The following is a 16,292-nucleotide window of genomic DNA, read 5'->3' as shown; positions in this document are numbered from 1 at the left end:
GTCAGAGTACGGCATTCTGGCCCATTCAGTTGTTCAATTGTTCTCTTTTGTATGTCCAACACTCGTTTTATATTCGGCTTCCACGCCATTACCAGCCGCCTGCGGCAGAATTCGGCCAGCATCAAGGAGATTTTTCTTGATGCTGATCGGCGGGACCAGCGTGCGCGTGATCTGGCGAAGCTTGCCGAAACCCAGGACGTGCGGTTGATTCCATGCGATAACGGTAGGCTTGCGGCGATGGCGGGCGATGCGCGCCATCAGGGCGTTGCGGCATGCATAGATGCCTCCCGCAGTCATGTGGATATCGAAGACGTGCTCGACACGCTCATCGAGCCTGCACTGCTGCTGGTCCTGGATGGCATACAGGACCCGCATAACCTGGGTGCGTGCTTGCGGGTGGCTGATGCCTTCGGTGTTCATGCGGTGGTCGCGCCGAAAGACCGCGCTGTTGGACTCACAGCCACAGTACACAAAGTGGCGAGTGGTGCGGCCGATGCCGTGCCCTATATTTCCGTGACCAATCTGGCGCGTACCTTGCGGGAACTGAAACAGTATGGCGTCTCGATAATTGGTACTACCGCCGATGCGGAAAGCGACCTCAACTCCGTCAGGCTTGACGGACCCATCGCGTGGGTGCTCGGCGCGGAGGGGAAAGGGATGCGCCGATTGACACGTGAAACCTGCGACCAGCTTGTTTCCATTCCCATGCTGGGCAGCGTGGAGAGCCTTAATGTCTCTGTCAGTGCCGGCATATGCCTGTTTGAGACACGCCGGCAGCGCGGTGCGCGTGGATGACAGCGCTTGGGGGCCCTGAATCTGCCTTCGCAAAGCTCCCGTCCCGCTTCCCGCAGGACTTATTCGCAGTTTCTTGATGCCGCCTTGAAATATTTGCAATTGATATTCTTTTCCCGGTTCAGTATAGTACTGGCCTCTTCAACCCCTTGTCTCACCGTTTGCGCATCACGGGAGGCTTTACCCATAAGGAGATTGCATGCGACATTACGAAATCGTTTTTATTGTCCATCCTGATCAGAGCGAGCAGGTTCCCGCAATGATCGAGCGATACCGCGGCATAGTCACGGCCAGGAATGGCCAGGTTCATCGCCTGGAAGACTGGGGACGCCGCCAGCTCACCTACCTGATCCAGAAGGTTCACAAGGCACATTACGTTTTGATGAATATCGAATGCGATCAGGAAACGCTGGACGAACTGGATCATGCATTCAAGTTCAACGACGCGATATTGCGTCATCTCACCATCAAGATGGATGGACCGGTCACTGCTCCGTCACCGATGATGCGCGAGGAAAAGGCCAGGCCCGCTTCGCCGGCAACCGAGGAGCTTAAAGAAACCACGCTTGCAACCTGAACTGGCAGGTTAATTGAACTGTAACCAGACTGTAATTTGCGGCAAGCTTGTCGATATCGGCGGTTTGCGATACACGCCAGCAGGCGTAGCCGTAGCTGACCTCAGGATCAGTCACGTCTCGCGTCAAATCGAAGCAGGTAAACCGCGTCAGGTGGAGTGCGAGATTCCCGCAGTGGCGCTGGCGCAGATGGCTGAAACCATCGCCGGCATAACGCCGGGCACGATGGTGAAGCTGGCCGGTTTTCTGGCAAAAAAAAGCCGCATGAGTTTGCAACTGGTGTTGCACGTGAACAAGATCGATTTTATTTAAATGCAGATATCATTTAAAGGACAGGAAAAAAATTATGGCTCGTTTTACATCAAGACGTAAGGATGGCAAGGACAAAGACAAGGACAAAAAGGCCAGCCGCCCATTATTCAAGCGCAGGAAATTCTGCCGTTTCACTGCGGAAGGCATAAAGACGGTGGATTACAAGGATATCGAGTTGTTGAAAGACTTCATCAACGAAAATGGCAAAATCATTCCTGCCCGCATTACCGGAACCAAATCGCGTTATCAGCGCCAGCTGAGCACCGCTGTAGAGCGTGCGCGCTTTCTCGCATTGCTTCCTTACACCGATTTGCACTGAGGAGCGATAATATGCAGATCATACTGATGGAAAAAGTTGTCAACCTCGGCCAGTTGGGCGATGTTGTCAAAGTAAGAAACGGATACGCACGAAATTTCCTTATTCCGAAAGGCAAGGCAAAGCGGGCAACGCAGGCGGCTATTGCCGAGTTCGAGGCAAAGCGAGCGGAATTGGAAAAAACCCAGTCGGAAGTATTGGCTGCCGCTCAGGCTCGTGCAGCCAAACTGGACGGCTTGATGGTGCAGATTACCCAGAAAGCCGGGGTAGATGGCAAACTGTTTGGTTCGGTTACTAACGCTGATATCGAGGAGGCGCTGAAAGCCCAGGGCTTCGAGATTGAGCGATCAATGATACGTATGCCTCAAGGATCGCTAAAGCAGGTGGGGGACCATCCGGTGACTATTGCATTGCACAGCGAGGTACTGGCAAACATTGTGGTCTCCGTTTTGGGCGAAGCCGCTTCCTGAAATCGGTTCCATTCAGCAAACGATAAAAGGGCTGTAGACAGCCCTTTTTCGTTTTTCCCATATCGTCATCTCGCCCGGATGGTAAAATCCTTATCGACTTTGTAACATCAACTGGATCCCCCATGGCTCAATTCCTCACCGCGGCCACCAACGACCAGGCGCTTGAATCCTACAAAATGCCGCCGCATTCGGTTGAAGCGGAGCAATCTGTACTAGGCGGGCTGATGCTTGATAATTATGCCTGGGACAAGATAGCTGACGTCATCACCGAGGATGATTTTTACCGGCAGGATCATCGGCTCATTTATCGCCATATCTGCAAGCTGGTTGAGCACAGCAAACCCGCGGACGTGGTGACAGTTGCCGAGTCACTCGAAATATCAGCCGAACTGCAAAACGCAGGTGGATTGGCTTACGTCGGGGTGATCGTTCAAAACACTCCGTCCGCAGCCAACATCCGGCGCTATGCGGAAATCGTGCGTGAACGGGCAGTGATGCGCAAGCTTGCTCAGATCGGTTCGGAAATCTGCGACTCTGCGTATAATCCGGCTGGGCGTTCCGCGGCGAATCTGCTGGACGAAGCCGAAGCCAGGGTGTTTGAGATTGCCGAGGCGGGAGCACGGGGAAAGCAGGGCTTTGTCGATATTCAGCCACTCCTCAAGCAGGTCGTGGAGCGTATAGAGACACTCTACAACCAGGATAATCCCAGCGATGTCACTGGAATCGCTACCGGATTTCATGATCTCGACCAGAAAACGTCCGGCTTTCAACCGGGTGATCTGGTTATTGTCGCCGGCAGGCCGTCCATGGGCAAGACCGCCTTCTCGCTTAATATCGCGGAACATGTCGCACTGATGCTGGAAAAGCCGGTCGCGGTGTTCAGCATGGAAATGGGCGGTGCGCAACTGGCAATGCGGATGCTGGGCTCCGTGGGACGCCTGGATCAACATAAGGTGCGGACTGGACGCTTGCAGGACGAGGATTGGTCCAAACTGACTCATGCTCTGGGCAAGCTGAGCGATGCGCCCCTTTTTATTGACGAAAGCGCGGCATTGAATGCGCTGGAATTGAGAGCGCGAGCTCGACGGCTTCATCGTCAGCACGGCGAACTGGGATTGATCGTGGTGGATTATTTACAGCTAATGTCCGCTTCGGGCCAGGGCGAGAACCGGGCGACAGAGATTTCCGAAATATCGCGTTCGCTCAAAGCGCTGGCAAAGGAACTCCAGGTGCCCGTCGTCGCGCTGTCGCAATTGAATCGCAGCCTGGAGCAGCGCCCCAACAAGCGCCCGGTGATGTCGGATTTGCGCGAATCCGGCGCCATCGAACAGGATGCGGATCTGATTCTTTTCATCTATCGGGACGAAGTCTACAATCCCGATACGCAGGACAAGGGAATCGCCGAGATCATCATAGGCAAGCAGCGGAACGGGCCGATTGGGAAAGTCGATCTTACCTTCCTGGGCGAATACACCAGGTTTGAGAGCTACGCCAAATCGGGGCATTACTAGAGAACGCCTGAATCAACCCCGCGTGTATCGACGCTTGACGGGTGCATGCAATATTCAGGAACGCAACCGTTTCGTTTACAGTACCTCCGCCGCATAATCCGCCAGCCTGGAGCGTTCGCCGCGCTGCAGGGTTACGTGCCCGCTGTGGTTCCACCCCTTGAACCGATCCACCACATAAGTCAATCCTGAACTTCCTTCGGACAGATAAGGCGTGTCTATCTGGGCAATATTGCCCAGACACACCACCTTGGTCGCGGGACCAGCGCGGGTAATGAGTGTCTTCATCTGCTTGGGCGTAAGGTTCTGCGCCTCATCGATTATCAGAAACTTGTTGAGGAAAGTTCGGCCGCGCATGAAGTTAAGCGACTTTATCTTGATACGCGAGCGGATCAGATCAAGCGTTGCGGCGCGCCCCCATTCTCCGGCGCTACTGTCCGTCTTGTTGAGTACATCCAGATTGTCTTCCAGCGCACCCATCCACGGCGTCATCTTTTCTTCTTCGGTGCCTGGCAGAAAACCGATATCCTCACCTACCGGCACTGTAACACGCGTCATGATGATTTCGGAGTAAACCTTGTGCTCGAGCGTTTGCATCAGGCCGGCCGCAAGCGTAAGCAAAGTTTTGCCTGTACCGGCCTGTCCCAGCAGCGTGACAAAATCGACATCCGGGTTCATCAGCAGATTCAGGGCAAAATTCTGCTCACGGTTGCGTGCGGTGATGCCCCAGACGTTGTTCTTATGGTGCGTATATTCCTTGAGAGTTTGCAGAACGGCGGTTCTGCCGCTGTTCTCTTTGACCTGGGCATAGAACGGCTTGTCGTGCTCCAGATAAACGAACTGATTGACCAGGAAGTTCGCGCATAGCGGCCCATTTACACGATAGAACGTAGAACCGGATTGCTGCCATGATTCCATTTCCTTGCTGTGCTTGTCCCAGAAATCCGCCGGTAATTCCTGTATTCCTGAAAAGAGAAGATCAGTATCCTCCAGGACCTTGTCATTGAAATAATCCTCAGCCGCCAGTCCCAGCGCGCGCGCCTTGATACGCATGTTGATGTCTTTGGAAACCAGTGCAACAGTCCGGTTCTGATAGGTCTCGTGCAGGAATTTCACCACGCCGATAATTTGATTATCGGCACTGCCGCTAGCCAGCCGCATTGGCAAAACACTGCTGATTGCCTGTGTCTGAAGGAACAGCCTGCCGGTTGCGCTCTTGCTGCCGTGCGGTTGCAACGGGATACCCTCATCAATGTCGGTTATTGCACTGCTGACGATCTCGTCCAGAAAACGGCTGGTTTGGCGGGCGTTTCGAGCGACTTCCGACATTCCTTTCTTGTTATTGTCGAGCTCTTCGAGGATGACCATGGGAATATAAACATCGTGCTCCTGAAAACGGAACAGGCTGGTGGGATCATGCATCAGCACATTGCTGTCGAGCACGAATAGCTTGGGGTTGGTTCGCAAATGCGTGATTGTGGAAACGGAAGAAGCTCGGGGAGAGACTGGTTTTCTAGAACTCATGACTTTCTCTGGGCAAGGTTTTCACGAACTCCAGCACTTCCTGAACATGGCCGGTTACTTTGACTCCTCGCCATTCTCTCCGCAATATTCCCTTCGCATCGACCACGAAGGTACTGCGGTCGATGCCACGGACCTGCTTGCCGTACATGTTTTTCATCTTCATGACGTCGAACAGCTTGCAAGCCGTTTCGTCGGCATCACTCAACAGCTCAAAAGGGAAATCCATCTTCATCTTGAAATTTTCATGCGATTTGATGCTGTCTCGCGAGATACCCACAATATCGCAGCCGAGTTTGGTGAATTCAGTGTAAGCATCACGAAACTCCTGGCCCTCGGTAGTGCAACCGGGCGTGTTGTCCTTGGGATAAAAATAAATTACGAGATTTTTTCCGGAGGCTGTGGATAAACGGAAAGTCTTATTATTGGTGGAAGGAAGCTCAAAATCAGGAACGGGTTGATTTAGCATGGAAAAAGACTCGTTTTTAAAAATACTTGCTTGCGGGATATTTTCATTTTTCATGTTAACAAAAAGATGGCATAAAGCAAATGTCAGGACCTTATAGAAAAGCTGGGTCGCAAACCTCGTAGGCCGGACAATCGTCTTTTACCTAGACGATATAATCTGTCCTCGCACTGCATCCGCCCAGCAGTTAGGCGTTTCAAACAATCGTACCTGCTCCAGCCTGAGGTGGTTCCCATAAGTATCCTGATAAGCTGCATCGAGTATACGGAATGCGGCGAGAGAGAGATTTTCGGCTGTAGGCGGCGTATCCAGCACTACTGTTTTATGGCCTTCCAGGGATTGAAGGAATTCCAGTAACCTTGCGTCTTCGGAATACACGAGGAATGCGTGGTCCCATTTATCAACCAGCGCGGTGTTGGCAATGCGTTTGACTTCCGAATAATCCATGACCATTCCTTGCTCCGAGACGCCCGCCTCATTGATAATGTTGCCCGACAGGGTAATTTCAATAGCGTAGCGATGCCCGTGCAAGTGACGGCATTTGCTATTATGGGAAGGTATGCGATGGCCGGCATCGAATTCCAGCCTGCGTGTGATTAACATTATGGGAATTGTAACATTGCAGCGAACTTCTAAACTATTGCATATCGCCGACCACAGCCGGGACATTGCGGGAATGACCTACATCTACCCCGTGGTGTCGCGCCGCGCCGGCGGCGTTTCGATAGGTATCAATCTTAATCCCAACAATGCCTGCAATTGGCGTTGTATCTATTGCCAGGTTCCGGAACTCAAGCGCGGTACTGCCCCGGCGATTGATCTTGCCAAGCTCGAAACGGAACTGGGTACGTTTCTGAATGAAATTCTATACGGCAGCTTCATGCGGATGCATGTACCGCCGGAAGCACGGCGCATCAATGACATCGCGTTTTCGGGTAACGGTGAGCCTACCAGCGCTCGAGAATTCGAACAGGTGGTGGAACTGATCACGCGCGTCAAAGCCGATTACGATCTGCCTGAGGGACTTAAACTGGTGCTGATCACCAATGGCAGTCTGATAGACAGGCCCGGCGTGCAAGAGGGATTGCGCCGCATGGCGGCGCTTAACGGCGAGGTCTGGTTCAAACTGGACAGTGCCACCCGCGAAGGCAGGCAGCGCATCAACAACACCCGGATGAGTTTGAAGAAAATGCGTAATAATCTTCAACTAGCCGCGTCCCTATGTCCTACCTGGCTGCAAACATGTGTGTTTCAAAACGATAATGCGCCGCCGACCGGGACGGAATCAGACGCATATCTGACATTCATAGAAGAGATTTTGCGGGAGGGAGTCCCACTCCAGGGTGTGCTGCTATATGGCCTTGCGCGTCCATCCATGCAACCGGAGGCACCGAGGCTCACAAAAATCAGCAGGGAGTGGATGGAGGCGTTTTCAGCAAAAATCGAGGCTCTCGGACTCGCTGTCAGGCTTAATCCGTGATTTGCAGTTTTTCTTGCCTACTCGATTCTCCAGTTGATACTCAACGAAGACGATAGCGACGGTGGGGTCGTTGCTTGTCAGTTACTTCGCTTTGGCAGCTTTCTTCAGGCTCTTGTACCGCTCGGGATCCTGACTTTTCAGCAATGCGGCTACAGCCAGATCGTCTTTTCTGATTTTTGTTAGATCGATGTGCTCAATATGCACGAGCCGTACAAGCTCCCTTACCGGCCTTGGCATATTTCGTCCGCTCTCATAACGGGAACCGCCGCTTTGAGTGACGCCGACCTTGCTCCAGAAGTCATGCTGATTAAGACCCAACTTGCGACGGATTTCACGAGGATTGGATATTTCTTCGAAGAGTTTCATGATCAGCTCTCAATAGGTTATTAGTTAGGGTTATGTTATAGGATTATTGCACATACATAAATTTAATTTGTTTTTTTATTCTATGCAAGTATTAGCGCCTTGCTTTCCGGTTTCTGCCAGAATTATCCCAGCTCCGGTGCTTATCATATTGCATATTCGGGAATCTCTGGATAAGGTTCTGGATATAGCGGCAATACACGTTCTATGGGATTTTGTTCGGCGGTTCCCCGATTTTCTTTTCGGTTATGAGGTAAAATCCGAATGTGGAATTCATATTTCCTCAGGCAATTATTAATTTTAGCTGCTTACTGTACTAAATTTTAGCCGCTCACTGTACTAAATTGATCCGGCATATAACCTGTTTTGCCGGACAGGTTCATTGTTATCAACATGGAAAGCGTCGGTAATCGTGACACTTATTGTTCAAAAATACGGTGGTACATCGGTAGGCAGCACCGAGCGCATTAAAAATGTCGCCCGCCGCATAGCAAAATTTCAATCGCATGGCCATCAGGTCGTAGTGGTGGTTTCGGCTATGAGCGGAGAAACCAATCGCCTCATTGCCTTGGCGAGGGAATTCCAGGCTCATCCGGAACCGCGTGAACTCGATGTTATGGTTTCAACCGGTGAGCAGGTTTCCGTTGCGCTGCTGTCGATGGCACTGATGGATCTGGGCATCAAAGCGAAGAGCTATACCGGAGCCCAGGTGCGGATACTGACCGACAACGCCTACACCAAAGCGCGCATCCTCAGAATCGACGAGGATAAAATACGTGCTGATCTCAACGCGGGATATGTAGTGGCGGTCGCCGGTTTCCAGGGAATGGACGAAACCGGCAGCATCACGACTCTTGGCCGCGGCGGGTCTGATACCACAGCTGTTGCGCTAGCGGCAGCGCTTAAAGCCGATGAGTGCCAGATTTATACCGACGTGGATGGCGTTTATACAACCGACCCGCGTATCGTGCCCGAAGCTCGCAGACTCAAGACCGTTACCTTCGAGGAAATGCTTGAAATGGCGAGCCTGGGTTCGAAGGTGCTGCAAATTCGTTCGGTCGAATTCGCGGGAAAGTACAAGGTCAAATTGCGGGTGTTGTCCAGTTTCGAAGAAGAAGGCGAGGGCACCCTGATTACTTTCGAGGAAGAAGAGAACATGGAGCGAGCGATTATTTCAGGCATCGCATTCAATCGCGACGAGGCCAAGATTACCGTGCTGGGCGTGCCGGACCGCCCGGGTATTGCTTATCAGATTCTCGGCCCGGTGGCTGATGCCAATATTGACGTGGACATGATCATTCAGAACGTCGGCCATGATGGTTTGACTGACTTTTCGTTTACCATAAATCGCAGTGAATTCGCCAGGACCATGGATATTCTGGAAAATCAGGTGCAGGCCCACATTGGCGCACGGGGTGTCATTGGCGGGGAGAGAATAGCGAAGGTATCGGCAGTGGGTGTCGGAATGCGATCGCATGTCGGCATTGCCAGCAAGATGTTTCGCGCCCTGGCGGAAGAAGGCATCAATATTCAAATGATTTCCACCTCCGAAATAAAGATCTCTGTGGTAGTGGACGAGAAATATATGGAACTCGCCGTGCGCGTGTTGCATAAGGTGTTTGAACTGGACCAGGTATCCTGAATCACGAAGCATCGTGTTCGGCCGGATATACCATATATTGCTCACAATCCATCGTTTGACCGAAGAGTTGTAAACCGCTATCCTAGTGTGGGTTTGCGGAGAGATGGCCGAGTGGTCGAAGGCGCTCCCCTGCTAAGGGAGTATAGGCTCAAAAAGCTTATCGAGGGTTCGAATCCCTCTCTCTCCGCCACTGCGTCCTACTATTGACCTTTGCAAACTGCAGGGCGCGTGGAGTCAGCTCAGAAGGTCACCCTCCAAGCAACCGGCTACTGAGCCCTATGAATGACGCCCATTAGCCCCGCAGCTATTCACAGTATCTGAGAGTATCGAAAGTTTCTCCGCCGTTTTGTCGATGGTCTGCTTTAACCCCGAAGCGGGTTTGAGTTGCTTTTAGTTCTGTACTCTAACCAACCCATCAGGACGGCGAGGCATAGCCGAACCAATCAGCCCGCCCTGAGTAGAATTCCCAATCCCGACTTCAGTTCCCAATCCCGGACCAGTCCGAGCGAGCTGCCGCTGTCATCGAACAACCGCGCCGCGCGTTAATGAAATTGAAGCCCGCTCGTACCCTTATTCGCGCTGCTACGTATGTTGCGACCTTTTCTGGTCACAGGAGCTCCTCGTCTAACAGGCTTAAACGGGCACTATCATGAAAAAACTCAATCTATTATGTTTCTCATGCTTGATCGTCGCCTTGATCGGGCTGATTCCGGCGGGAGCGGCAATAGCTTTTGACGGAGATGATGGCGGATTCGATGGAGGGTTCGATGGCGGAGGAGACGACGCGGGGGACGAAGGTGCTGACAGCGGTACCGACAGCGAAGGTGCGGAAGATGAGGATGGCGAACAGGATGATCATCAAGGAGAGGACCGGGATAAAGATGGGCGTCCCGACGGACATGGCCATCATGGTGGTCATCGCCATCACGGAACAGGTCATCATACCCATATTATCCACGGATGGCCCGCGTATGGGTTCGGCCCGGCTTTCGGCTTTGGTGCCTTCGGCTATACGCCAGCGCCGTATTATGGATATTCTCCGGGGAATTTTCGCCCTATTCAACCGGGGGTCGTATATGTCGAAAAAAAAGACACCCAATCGGCTCCCGAACCGCAAACTAATAATTGGTATTACTGCCGGGAAGCGGAAGGTTACTATCCCGAGGTGAAGGAATGTCCCGGTGATTGGGAGCAAGTCCCGCCTCAGGCAGAACATGATAATCAGGAGTAAGTTGCTGCCGCACATCTCCCAAGTTTTATGAGCCATTCATCGCTCAAACTGCAGAACTCATCGCAACCGAAAAGCCAAGGCCCAACAATAGGTTCTTGAACCTCACTTTCTATTCAAAGTGAAGCGGAAGATCCAAGACTCGTTACCGGAATCGCTTACCTGGAGATACGGCTCACCGCGTCCCAGTAGTAGCCGGGCTTTTTCTTGTTAACGGCTTATTTTACTGATAATCTAAACATTCGACGTCTCATCTCTACGCTCGTTTCTACCCACATTTGAGACTGGGATAGTATGATTACCTGCCTGATCGATACCGTTTGTCTGCGGATACCAGTGCTTCCCCCGACCGCGGTATTCGCAGTAGGAAACGTAAGCCATAGTCATCGCATGTCGTAAGTCAAGGCGGATGCAACCCGGTGCCGCTGGTCTCGGTGACAAGCGTGCAAATGCCTGTTAGAGGAGAAGTGCGTTGGAGTTCGCCTACCCCCGGCCACAGATGCAGCGCTCGAATTGGACTTCGCTCAACGGCACGTGGCGTTTTTGCTATGACGACGCGGGCGAATTTGCGCTGCCATCCCAAATCACGACCTGGCCATTAAAGATTACCGTGCCCTTTCCGCCCGAATCTGAAGCGAGCGGGATCGGCGATCGAGGCTTTCACCCGCTGTGCTGGTACGAGCGGGACTTCGACTGCGAGCCATCTCCCGGCCGCGTGATTCTGCGGTTCGGCGCGGTGGACTACGCGGCGCGAGTATGGATCAATGGCTGTCTGGCTGTCACGCACGAAGGCGGGCACACGCCTTTCTGGGCCGATATCACTCACATGCTGAACTCGTCGGGGAGCCAGAGGGTGACGGTGCAAGTGGATGACGACCCGCATGAGCTGGCCAAGCCGCGCGGCAAGCAGGATTGGCAACTGGAGCCTCATGCCATCTGGTATCCACGAACGACAGGAATCTGGCAGACAGTCTGGATAGAGCGGGTGCCGGATAATTATATTGAAAAAATCCGGTGGACGCCCGAGGTCGAGACGTACGCCATTGGTTTTGAGGCCCGGGTCATAGGAGAGTGCGCCGCCGACCTTACTGTGGATGTCTGCCTGCGGAATGGCGAGCAGCTGCTTGCGCATGACCGATACCAGGTGGTGGACCGTGAAGTCGACCGGCTCATTGTGCTGTCCGACCCCGGTATCGACGATTATCGCAATGAATTGCTGTGGAGCCCCGAACGTCCGACATTGCTCGATGCGACTGTGCGGCTCATGCGAGGAGAAGAAGTGGTGGACGAATTCACTTCGTACACCGCACTGCGATCAGTGCATATCCTGCGCGACCGCTTCATGCTCAACGGACGGCCATATACCCTGCGACTCGTGCTTGACCAGGGCTATTGGCCCGATACCCTGCTGGCAGCGCCCGGCGATGACGCGTTGCGGCGAGATGTGGAGCTTGCGAAGGCGATGGGATTCAACGGCGTGCGTAAGCATCAAAAGGTCGAGGATCCCCGATATCTCTACTGGGCGGACAGGCTGGGGCTCATGGTGTGGGAAGAAATGCCCTCAGCCTATCGTTTTACGCGCAGTGCTATCAAAAGGACTGTGCGCGAGTGGACAGAGGTTATCGAGCGCGACTACAGCCATCCCTGCATTATCGTTTGGGTTCCTTTCAACGAATCCTGGGGCGTACCCGAACTCACGGCGGTGGGCAAGCAGCGCCATGCTGTCGAAGCGCTGTATCATCTGACGAAAACGCTGGACGCCACTCGGCCTGTAATCGGCAACGACGGCTGGGAAAGCAGCGCCACCGACATCATCGGCATTCACGATTACGACGCTAACATCGAGCACCTGCGTCAGCGTTATGGCGCCGAAGTCCAACCCGAGCAGTTATTCGACCGGAGACGGCCGGGCGGCCGGATTCTGACGCTCGACGGCTACCCGCATCGGGGTCAGCCGATTATGCTGACCGAGTTCGGCGGCATTGCCTTCGCCATGTGTCCCCAGCCGGGCGTCGAGCACTCGTGGGGCTATACAGACGCCAAGGACGCCGATGAGTTCGCGCGGATGTATGGCGACCTGATGCTCACGATCATTCATACCGCGCTCTTCAGCGGTTTTTGCTACACCCAGTTTGCTGATACTTTTCAGGAAGCGAACGGATTGCTCTGTGCAGATCGCACACCGAAAATCCCCATTGAGGAAATCGCAAAGGTGACGCGCATTTCGCGCACGCATATACCCGGAGGGGTCTAGGTGTATTCGCTCGATCTCATCAAGCCCGACGGTCGGCGGCTAACCCTCTATGCACGCCAGGAGATAAACCCCGAAATCACCGCACCGAGCCCATTCGATGCGCCGCTGAACGCAAGTCCACACTTGCGGTGGCATCCCCTCCGCGGTGAATGGGTCACATACGCCGCCTATCGTCAAGGGCGTACCTTCTTGCCTCCCCCCGAGTACAATCCACTAGGGGTGACCACGGACCCGGCTCACCCCACGGAGGTACCCGCTGGAGATTGGGACGTGGCGGTGTTCGATAACCGTTTTCCATCACTCGGCGGGGTCAGTGCAGTGCCGCCCGCTTTGATCGTGCCGAGCAAGCACGCGGGAGGGCACTGTGAAGTGGTTGTTTTTACGAAGGATGCGGCGGCATCGCTCGGGGCGCTGCCGCTTGCTCACATCGAATTGTTGCTGCAAGTATGGGGAGATCGTACTGACCGGATGGCGCAGCGGCAGGATATCGCCTACGTGTTGCCATTCGAGAACCGCGGGGCGGAGGTTGGTGTGACCTTGCACCATCCCCACGGCCAGATCTATGCCTACCCCCTCGTGCCGCCGGTGCCTGCACGCATGCAGCAGGAAGCACAACGTTATTACGGAGAAAAAGGGAGCGGGGTGCTGCAGGATCTCATCGCGGCGGAGCGCCGTGCTGGTTTGCGCATGCTTTACGAAGGTTCCCATGCTGTAGCTTTCGTTCCTGCATGCGCGCGCTACCCGTATGAAGTATGGGTCGCCCCCATCGAGCCAGTCGAAAGCTTTATTCGACTCACCTCCGATCAGCGCGCTGACCTGGCGCGGGCGTTAAAAACGGTATTACTGAAATATGATGGACTATGGCAGAGACCTTTTCCATATTTGATGGCTTGGTACCAGGCGCCTGTTGATGGCCAGGCTCACCCTGAGTCGCATCTTCATGCGGAGTTCTATCCGCCCTATCGCACCCGCGACCGCCTCAAATATCTCGCCGGAACCGAAATAGCAGCGGGGTTTTTCGCGATGGATGCGCTGCCGGAAGAGAAGGCTCGCGAACTTCAGCAAGTGGAGGTCGCTCTCGAATGAATCCCGCCCCCTGTTGCGCCAGCATCCACCCTGATCTCCTGCCCGACGCGGAAATCCGGCGAGACGGCCTGCGCCCTGATACTCGTCTGGAGCTCGGATGAGCAGTTTCGAAGCGGTATTTGGCGGATCGCCGGAAGTGGTGGCGCGAGCTCCCGGGCGGGTCAATCTGCTGGGCGAACACACGGATTATAATGACGGCTATGTGCTGCCAATCGCCATCGAGCAGCAGACGAGTGTCAGCATGCGCCGCAATAATGAAGGTAGGTATGTGCTGCGTTCCGAGATGCTCGACTGTACAGTCCGCTTCACGCTTGATTCACCCCCCACGGAACATTTCGCCACGTACGTTTATGGCTGTCTCGTGGAAGCGCATGCTGCCGGAATCAAAACTCCGGCCTCGGATATATATGTTCAGTCAGATGTACCTATTGGAGTAGGTTTGTCTTCCAGTGCGGCGCTGGAAGTTGCCACACTTCGGGCTGTGCGTAGTTTGACCGGTGAGCTCGTGGATGACGTACTTATAGCACAGCTTGCGCAGCGCGCCGAAATCAAGCACGCCGGCGTCCGCTGCGGCATCATGGATCAGATGGCTTCAAGCCTTGCCGGAACGCAAAGCGCCCTGCTTCTCGACACTCGCACGCTGGAGCGTCGGCTCATCCCGTTGCCGCCTGGATCGGCGGTACTGGTACTCGATTCGGGGTTAGCCCGCACCTTGGCGGGCAGTGGTTATAATCAACGCCGGGCCGAATGTGAAGAGGCGGCGCGGCGGCTGGGGGTGATCTCGCTGCGTGATGTTAACGATATCTCGGTTGCGGATACTCTACCTGAGCCGTTGCGCCGCCGGGTACGCCATATCGTGAGCGAAAATGAACGGGTGCTTCTGGCGGCCGCTTGCAGCGGCGCAGAAGAATTTGGCGCTCTGATGAACGCATCGCATGCCAGCCTTCGTGACGACTATGAGGTTTCGGTATCGGAACTTGATCGGTTGGTAGCATTGTTGCAGGCACATTCTCACGTATATGGAGCCCGCTTGACCGGTGCCGGGTTTGGGGGCGCATGCGTAGCCTTGTGCGAACCGCAAGCATTGCCGGAAATTTCCGAAGGGGTATTGCTCGATTATTCGAGATCGGGTTTCAGCGGCCGCATGCTTGTGCCGTCAAGCGCCCGTGACCGCTCAGTTCGACCATAATCGTCAATCGCCGATTTTGTATCGAGACGTTTACGCCAAACGATCCCATGTACGCAATGGTGCTGAACGTGCCTGGACAGATGCTTCAAAAGCGCTCGCTGTCCCGTCCACGACCAAGTCCCGATGAACTGCTGGTCAAGGTTGCAGCATGCGCTGTTTGCCGCACTGATTTGCATGTGGTGGACGGCGAATTGCCCGATCCAAAACTGCCGATTGTTCCGGGACATGAAATCGTAGGACGAGTGGCGGCGTGTGGAACAAACGTACGCCATTTTTCCGTGGGTGAACGGATCGGTATTCCCTGGCTGGGCTGGACCTGCGGTGAGTGCCGCTACTGCCGCAGCGGACGCGAGAATCTATGTGCAGACGCCAGATTTACCGGTTATCAGATAGATGGAGGCTACGCCGAATATACCGTCGCCGACGCCCGTTATTGTTTCCGTATTCCCGACACTTATAGCGACGTGGAAGCCGCGCCCCTGTTGTGTGCCGGATTGATCGGTTACCGCGCGCTTAAAATGGCTGGCGACGCTGAGCGAATTGGAATTTACGGCTTCGGCGCTGCGGCTCATATCGTCGCCCAGATCCTGCGTTATCAGGAGCGGAAATTATTTGCCTTCACGCGGCCTGGAGATACTGCGGCACAGGATTTTGCCGTCAGGATGGGCGCGGCCTGGGCAGGCAATTCAGATATGGCGCCGCCAGAAGAACTCGACGCCGCGATTATTTTCGCGCCCGTGGGCGCTCTCGTGCCCGCTGCGCTGCGATCAATTCGCGCGGGCGGAATCGTCGTCTGTGGGGGCATTCACATGAGCGATATTCCTGCTTTTCCCTATGACATTCTATGGCGTGAAAAACGCCTGGTATCCGTTGCCAATCTTACCCGCCAGGATGCCGAAGAATTTCTGACATTGGCCCCGAAAATACCTATCAGGGTGACTACGGAATTGCTGCCGCTCAGTGAGGCAAATACAGCTTTAACGAGGCTGCGTGAAGGGAAACTGACGGGCGCGGCCGTGCTCATTCCCGATTTTTAAGCCGGTATGAAATTCTGGATACCCCTGTCAGCTTCCTGAGCCCGTATTTCCAC

The 16,292-nt window shown here is 54.2% G+C and carries 17 protein-coding genes and 1 tRNA gene; 14 read left to right on the top strand and 4 right to left on the bottom strand.

What is annotated here, in order from left to right; translation table 11 throughout:
* Window positions 1-51 precede the first annotated feature (51 nt).
* The 6 genes from rlmB to dnaB all read left to right on the top strand — a co-directional run bounded on the left by rlmB (window position 52) and on the right by dnaB (window position 3,976).
* Window positions 52-795 carry a 23S rRNA (guanosine(2251)-2'-O)-methyltransferase RlmB gene (rlmB, locus tag BMX66_RS04785; RefSeq protein ID WP_090878844.1) on the top strand — a complete coding sequence of 248 codons (744 nt, stop codon included), beginning with the start codon at window positions 52-54 and terminating at the stop codon, window positions 793-795.
* 196 nt (window positions 796-991) lie between these two features.
* Window positions 992-1,369, top strand: a complete 378-nt coding sequence (rpsF, locus tag BMX66_RS04780) for a 30S ribosomal protein S6 (RefSeq protein WP_090878842.1) — start codon at window positions 992-994, stop codon at window positions 1,367-1,369.
* Window positions 1,370-1,382: 13 nt separating this feature from the next.
* The gene (gene priB, locus BMX66_RS04775; protein WP_090878840.1) at window positions 1,383-1,679 is read left to right on the top strand and encodes a primosomal replication protein N; all 297 of its coding nucleotides are present in this window, start codon (window positions 1,383-1,385) and stop codon (window positions 1,677-1,679) included.
* A gap of 34 nt (window positions 1,680-1,713) precedes the next feature.
* Entirely contained in the window at window positions 1,714-1,998 is a 285-nt protein-coding gene (gene rpsR / locus BMX66_RS04770; RefSeq protein WP_090878838.1) for a 30S ribosomal protein S18, read from the top strand.
* An 11-nt stretch (window positions 1,999-2,009) separates the two neighbouring features.
* Window positions 2,010-2,465 (top strand): 50S ribosomal protein L9, encoded by a 456-nt coding sequence (gene rplI / locus BMX66_RS04765; protein WP_090878836.1) that lies wholly within the window; start codon window positions 2,010-2,012, stop codon window positions 2,463-2,465.
* A gap of 122 nt (window positions 2,466-2,587) precedes the next feature.
* Window positions 2,588-3,976: a replicative DNA helicase gene (gene dnaB, locus BMX66_RS04760; RefSeq protein ID WP_090878833.1), complete on the top strand. Its 1,389-nt coding sequence runs from the start codon at window positions 2,588-2,590 to the stop codon at window positions 3,974-3,976.
* A 75-nt stretch (window positions 3,977-4,051) separates the two neighbouring features.
* Here the strand turns inward: dnaB and BMX66_RS04755 are convergent, their stop codons facing one another.
* The 3 genes from BMX66_RS04755 to queD all read right to left on the bottom strand — a co-directional run bounded on the left by BMX66_RS04755 (window position 4,052) and on the right by queD (window position 6,563).
* Window positions 4,052-5,497 carry a PhoH family protein gene (locus BMX66_RS04755; RefSeq protein WP_090878831.1) on the bottom strand — a complete coding sequence of 482 codons (1,446 nt, stop codon included), beginning with the start codon at window positions 5,495-5,497 and terminating at the stop codon, window positions 4,052-4,054.
* Window positions 5,487-5,963, bottom strand: a complete 477-nt coding sequence (locus tag BMX66_RS04750; protein ID WP_090879885.1) for a peroxiredoxin — start codon at window positions 5,961-5,963, stop codon at window positions 5,487-5,489. The genes BMX66_RS04755 and BMX66_RS04750 overlap by 11 nt, the downstream gene beginning before the upstream one ends.
* 138 nt (window positions 5,964-6,101) lie before the next feature.
* Window positions 6,102-6,563, bottom strand: coding sequence for a 6-carboxytetrahydropterin synthase QueD (gene queD, locus BMX66_RS04745; protein ID WP_090878829.1), 462 nt, complete (start codon window positions 6,561-6,563; stop codon window positions 6,102-6,104).
* A gap of 16 nt (window positions 6,564-6,579) precedes the next feature.
* On the opposite strand from queD, the gene BMX66_RS04740 reads away from it, so the two are divergent.
* Window positions 6,580-7,440 (top strand): radical SAM protein, encoded by an 861-nt coding sequence (locus BMX66_RS04740; RefSeq protein ID WP_255398812.1) that lies wholly within the window; start codon window positions 6,580-6,582, stop codon window positions 7,438-7,440.
* An 81-nt stretch (window positions 7,441-7,521) separates the two neighbouring features.
* Here the strand turns inward: BMX66_RS04740 and BMX66_RS04735 are convergent, their stop codons facing one another.
* Window positions 7,522-7,806 carry a helix-turn-helix domain-containing protein gene (locus BMX66_RS04735; RefSeq protein WP_090878827.1) on the bottom strand — a complete coding sequence of 95 codons (285 nt, stop codon included), beginning with the start codon at window positions 7,804-7,806 and terminating at the stop codon, window positions 7,522-7,524.
* Window positions 7,807-8,215: 409 nt separating this feature from the next.
* On the opposite strand from BMX66_RS04735, the gene BMX66_RS04725 reads away from it, so the two are divergent.
* The 7 genes from BMX66_RS04725 (at window position 8,216) to BMX66_RS04695 (ending at window position 16,239) form a co-directional block, all read left to right on the top strand.
* Complete coding sequence (locus tag BMX66_RS04725; protein WP_090878823.1) at window positions 8,216-9,445, top strand: aspartate kinase; 1,230 nt, start codon at window positions 8,216-8,218, stop codon at window positions 9,443-9,445.
* A 97-nt stretch (window positions 9,446-9,542) separates the two neighbouring features.
* A tRNA-Ser gene (locus tag BMX66_RS04720) sits at window positions 9,543-9,635 on the top strand.
* A 459-nt stretch (window positions 9,636-10,094) separates the two neighbouring features.
* Entirely contained in the window at window positions 10,095-10,676 is a 582-nt protein-coding gene (locus BMX66_RS04715) for a hypothetical protein (RefSeq protein ID WP_090878821.1), read from the top strand.
* Window positions 10,677-11,145: 469 nt separating this feature from the next.
* A complete protein-coding gene (locus BMX66_RS04710) occupies window positions 11,146-12,927 on the top strand; it encodes a glycoside hydrolase family 2 TIM barrel-domain containing protein (RefSeq protein ID WP_199679269.1) in 1,782 nt (593 codons plus the stop codon).
* The gene (gene galT, locus BMX66_RS04705; protein WP_090878816.1) at window positions 12,928-14,013 is read left to right on the top strand and encodes a galactose-1-phosphate uridylyltransferase; all 1,086 of its coding nucleotides are present in this window, start codon (window positions 12,928-12,930) and stop codon (window positions 14,011-14,013) included.
* A gap of 97 nt (window positions 14,014-14,110) precedes the next feature.
* On the top strand, window positions 14,111-15,202 hold the full coding sequence (gene galK / locus BMX66_RS04700; RefSeq protein ID WP_090878814.1) for a galactokinase: 1,092 nt from the start codon (window positions 14,111-14,113) through the stop codon (window positions 15,200-15,202).
* 47 nt (window positions 15,203-15,249) lie between these two features.
* The gene (locus BMX66_RS04695) at window positions 15,250-16,239 is read left to right on the top strand and encodes a zinc-dependent alcohol dehydrogenase family protein (RefSeq protein ID WP_090878811.1); all 990 of its coding nucleotides are present in this window, start codon (window positions 15,250-15,252) and stop codon (window positions 16,237-16,239) included.
* The last annotated feature ends 53 nt before the right edge of the window (window positions 16,240-16,292 follow it).

This window comes from Nitrosovibrio sp. Nv6, assembly GCF_900110495.1.
GTDB lineage: Bacteria > Pseudomonadota > Gammaproteobacteria > Burkholderiales > Nitrosomonadaceae > Nitrosospira.
The sequence above is the reverse complement of the archived record's forward strand: the minus strand, read 5'-3'. Positions and strand labels throughout refer to the sequence as shown.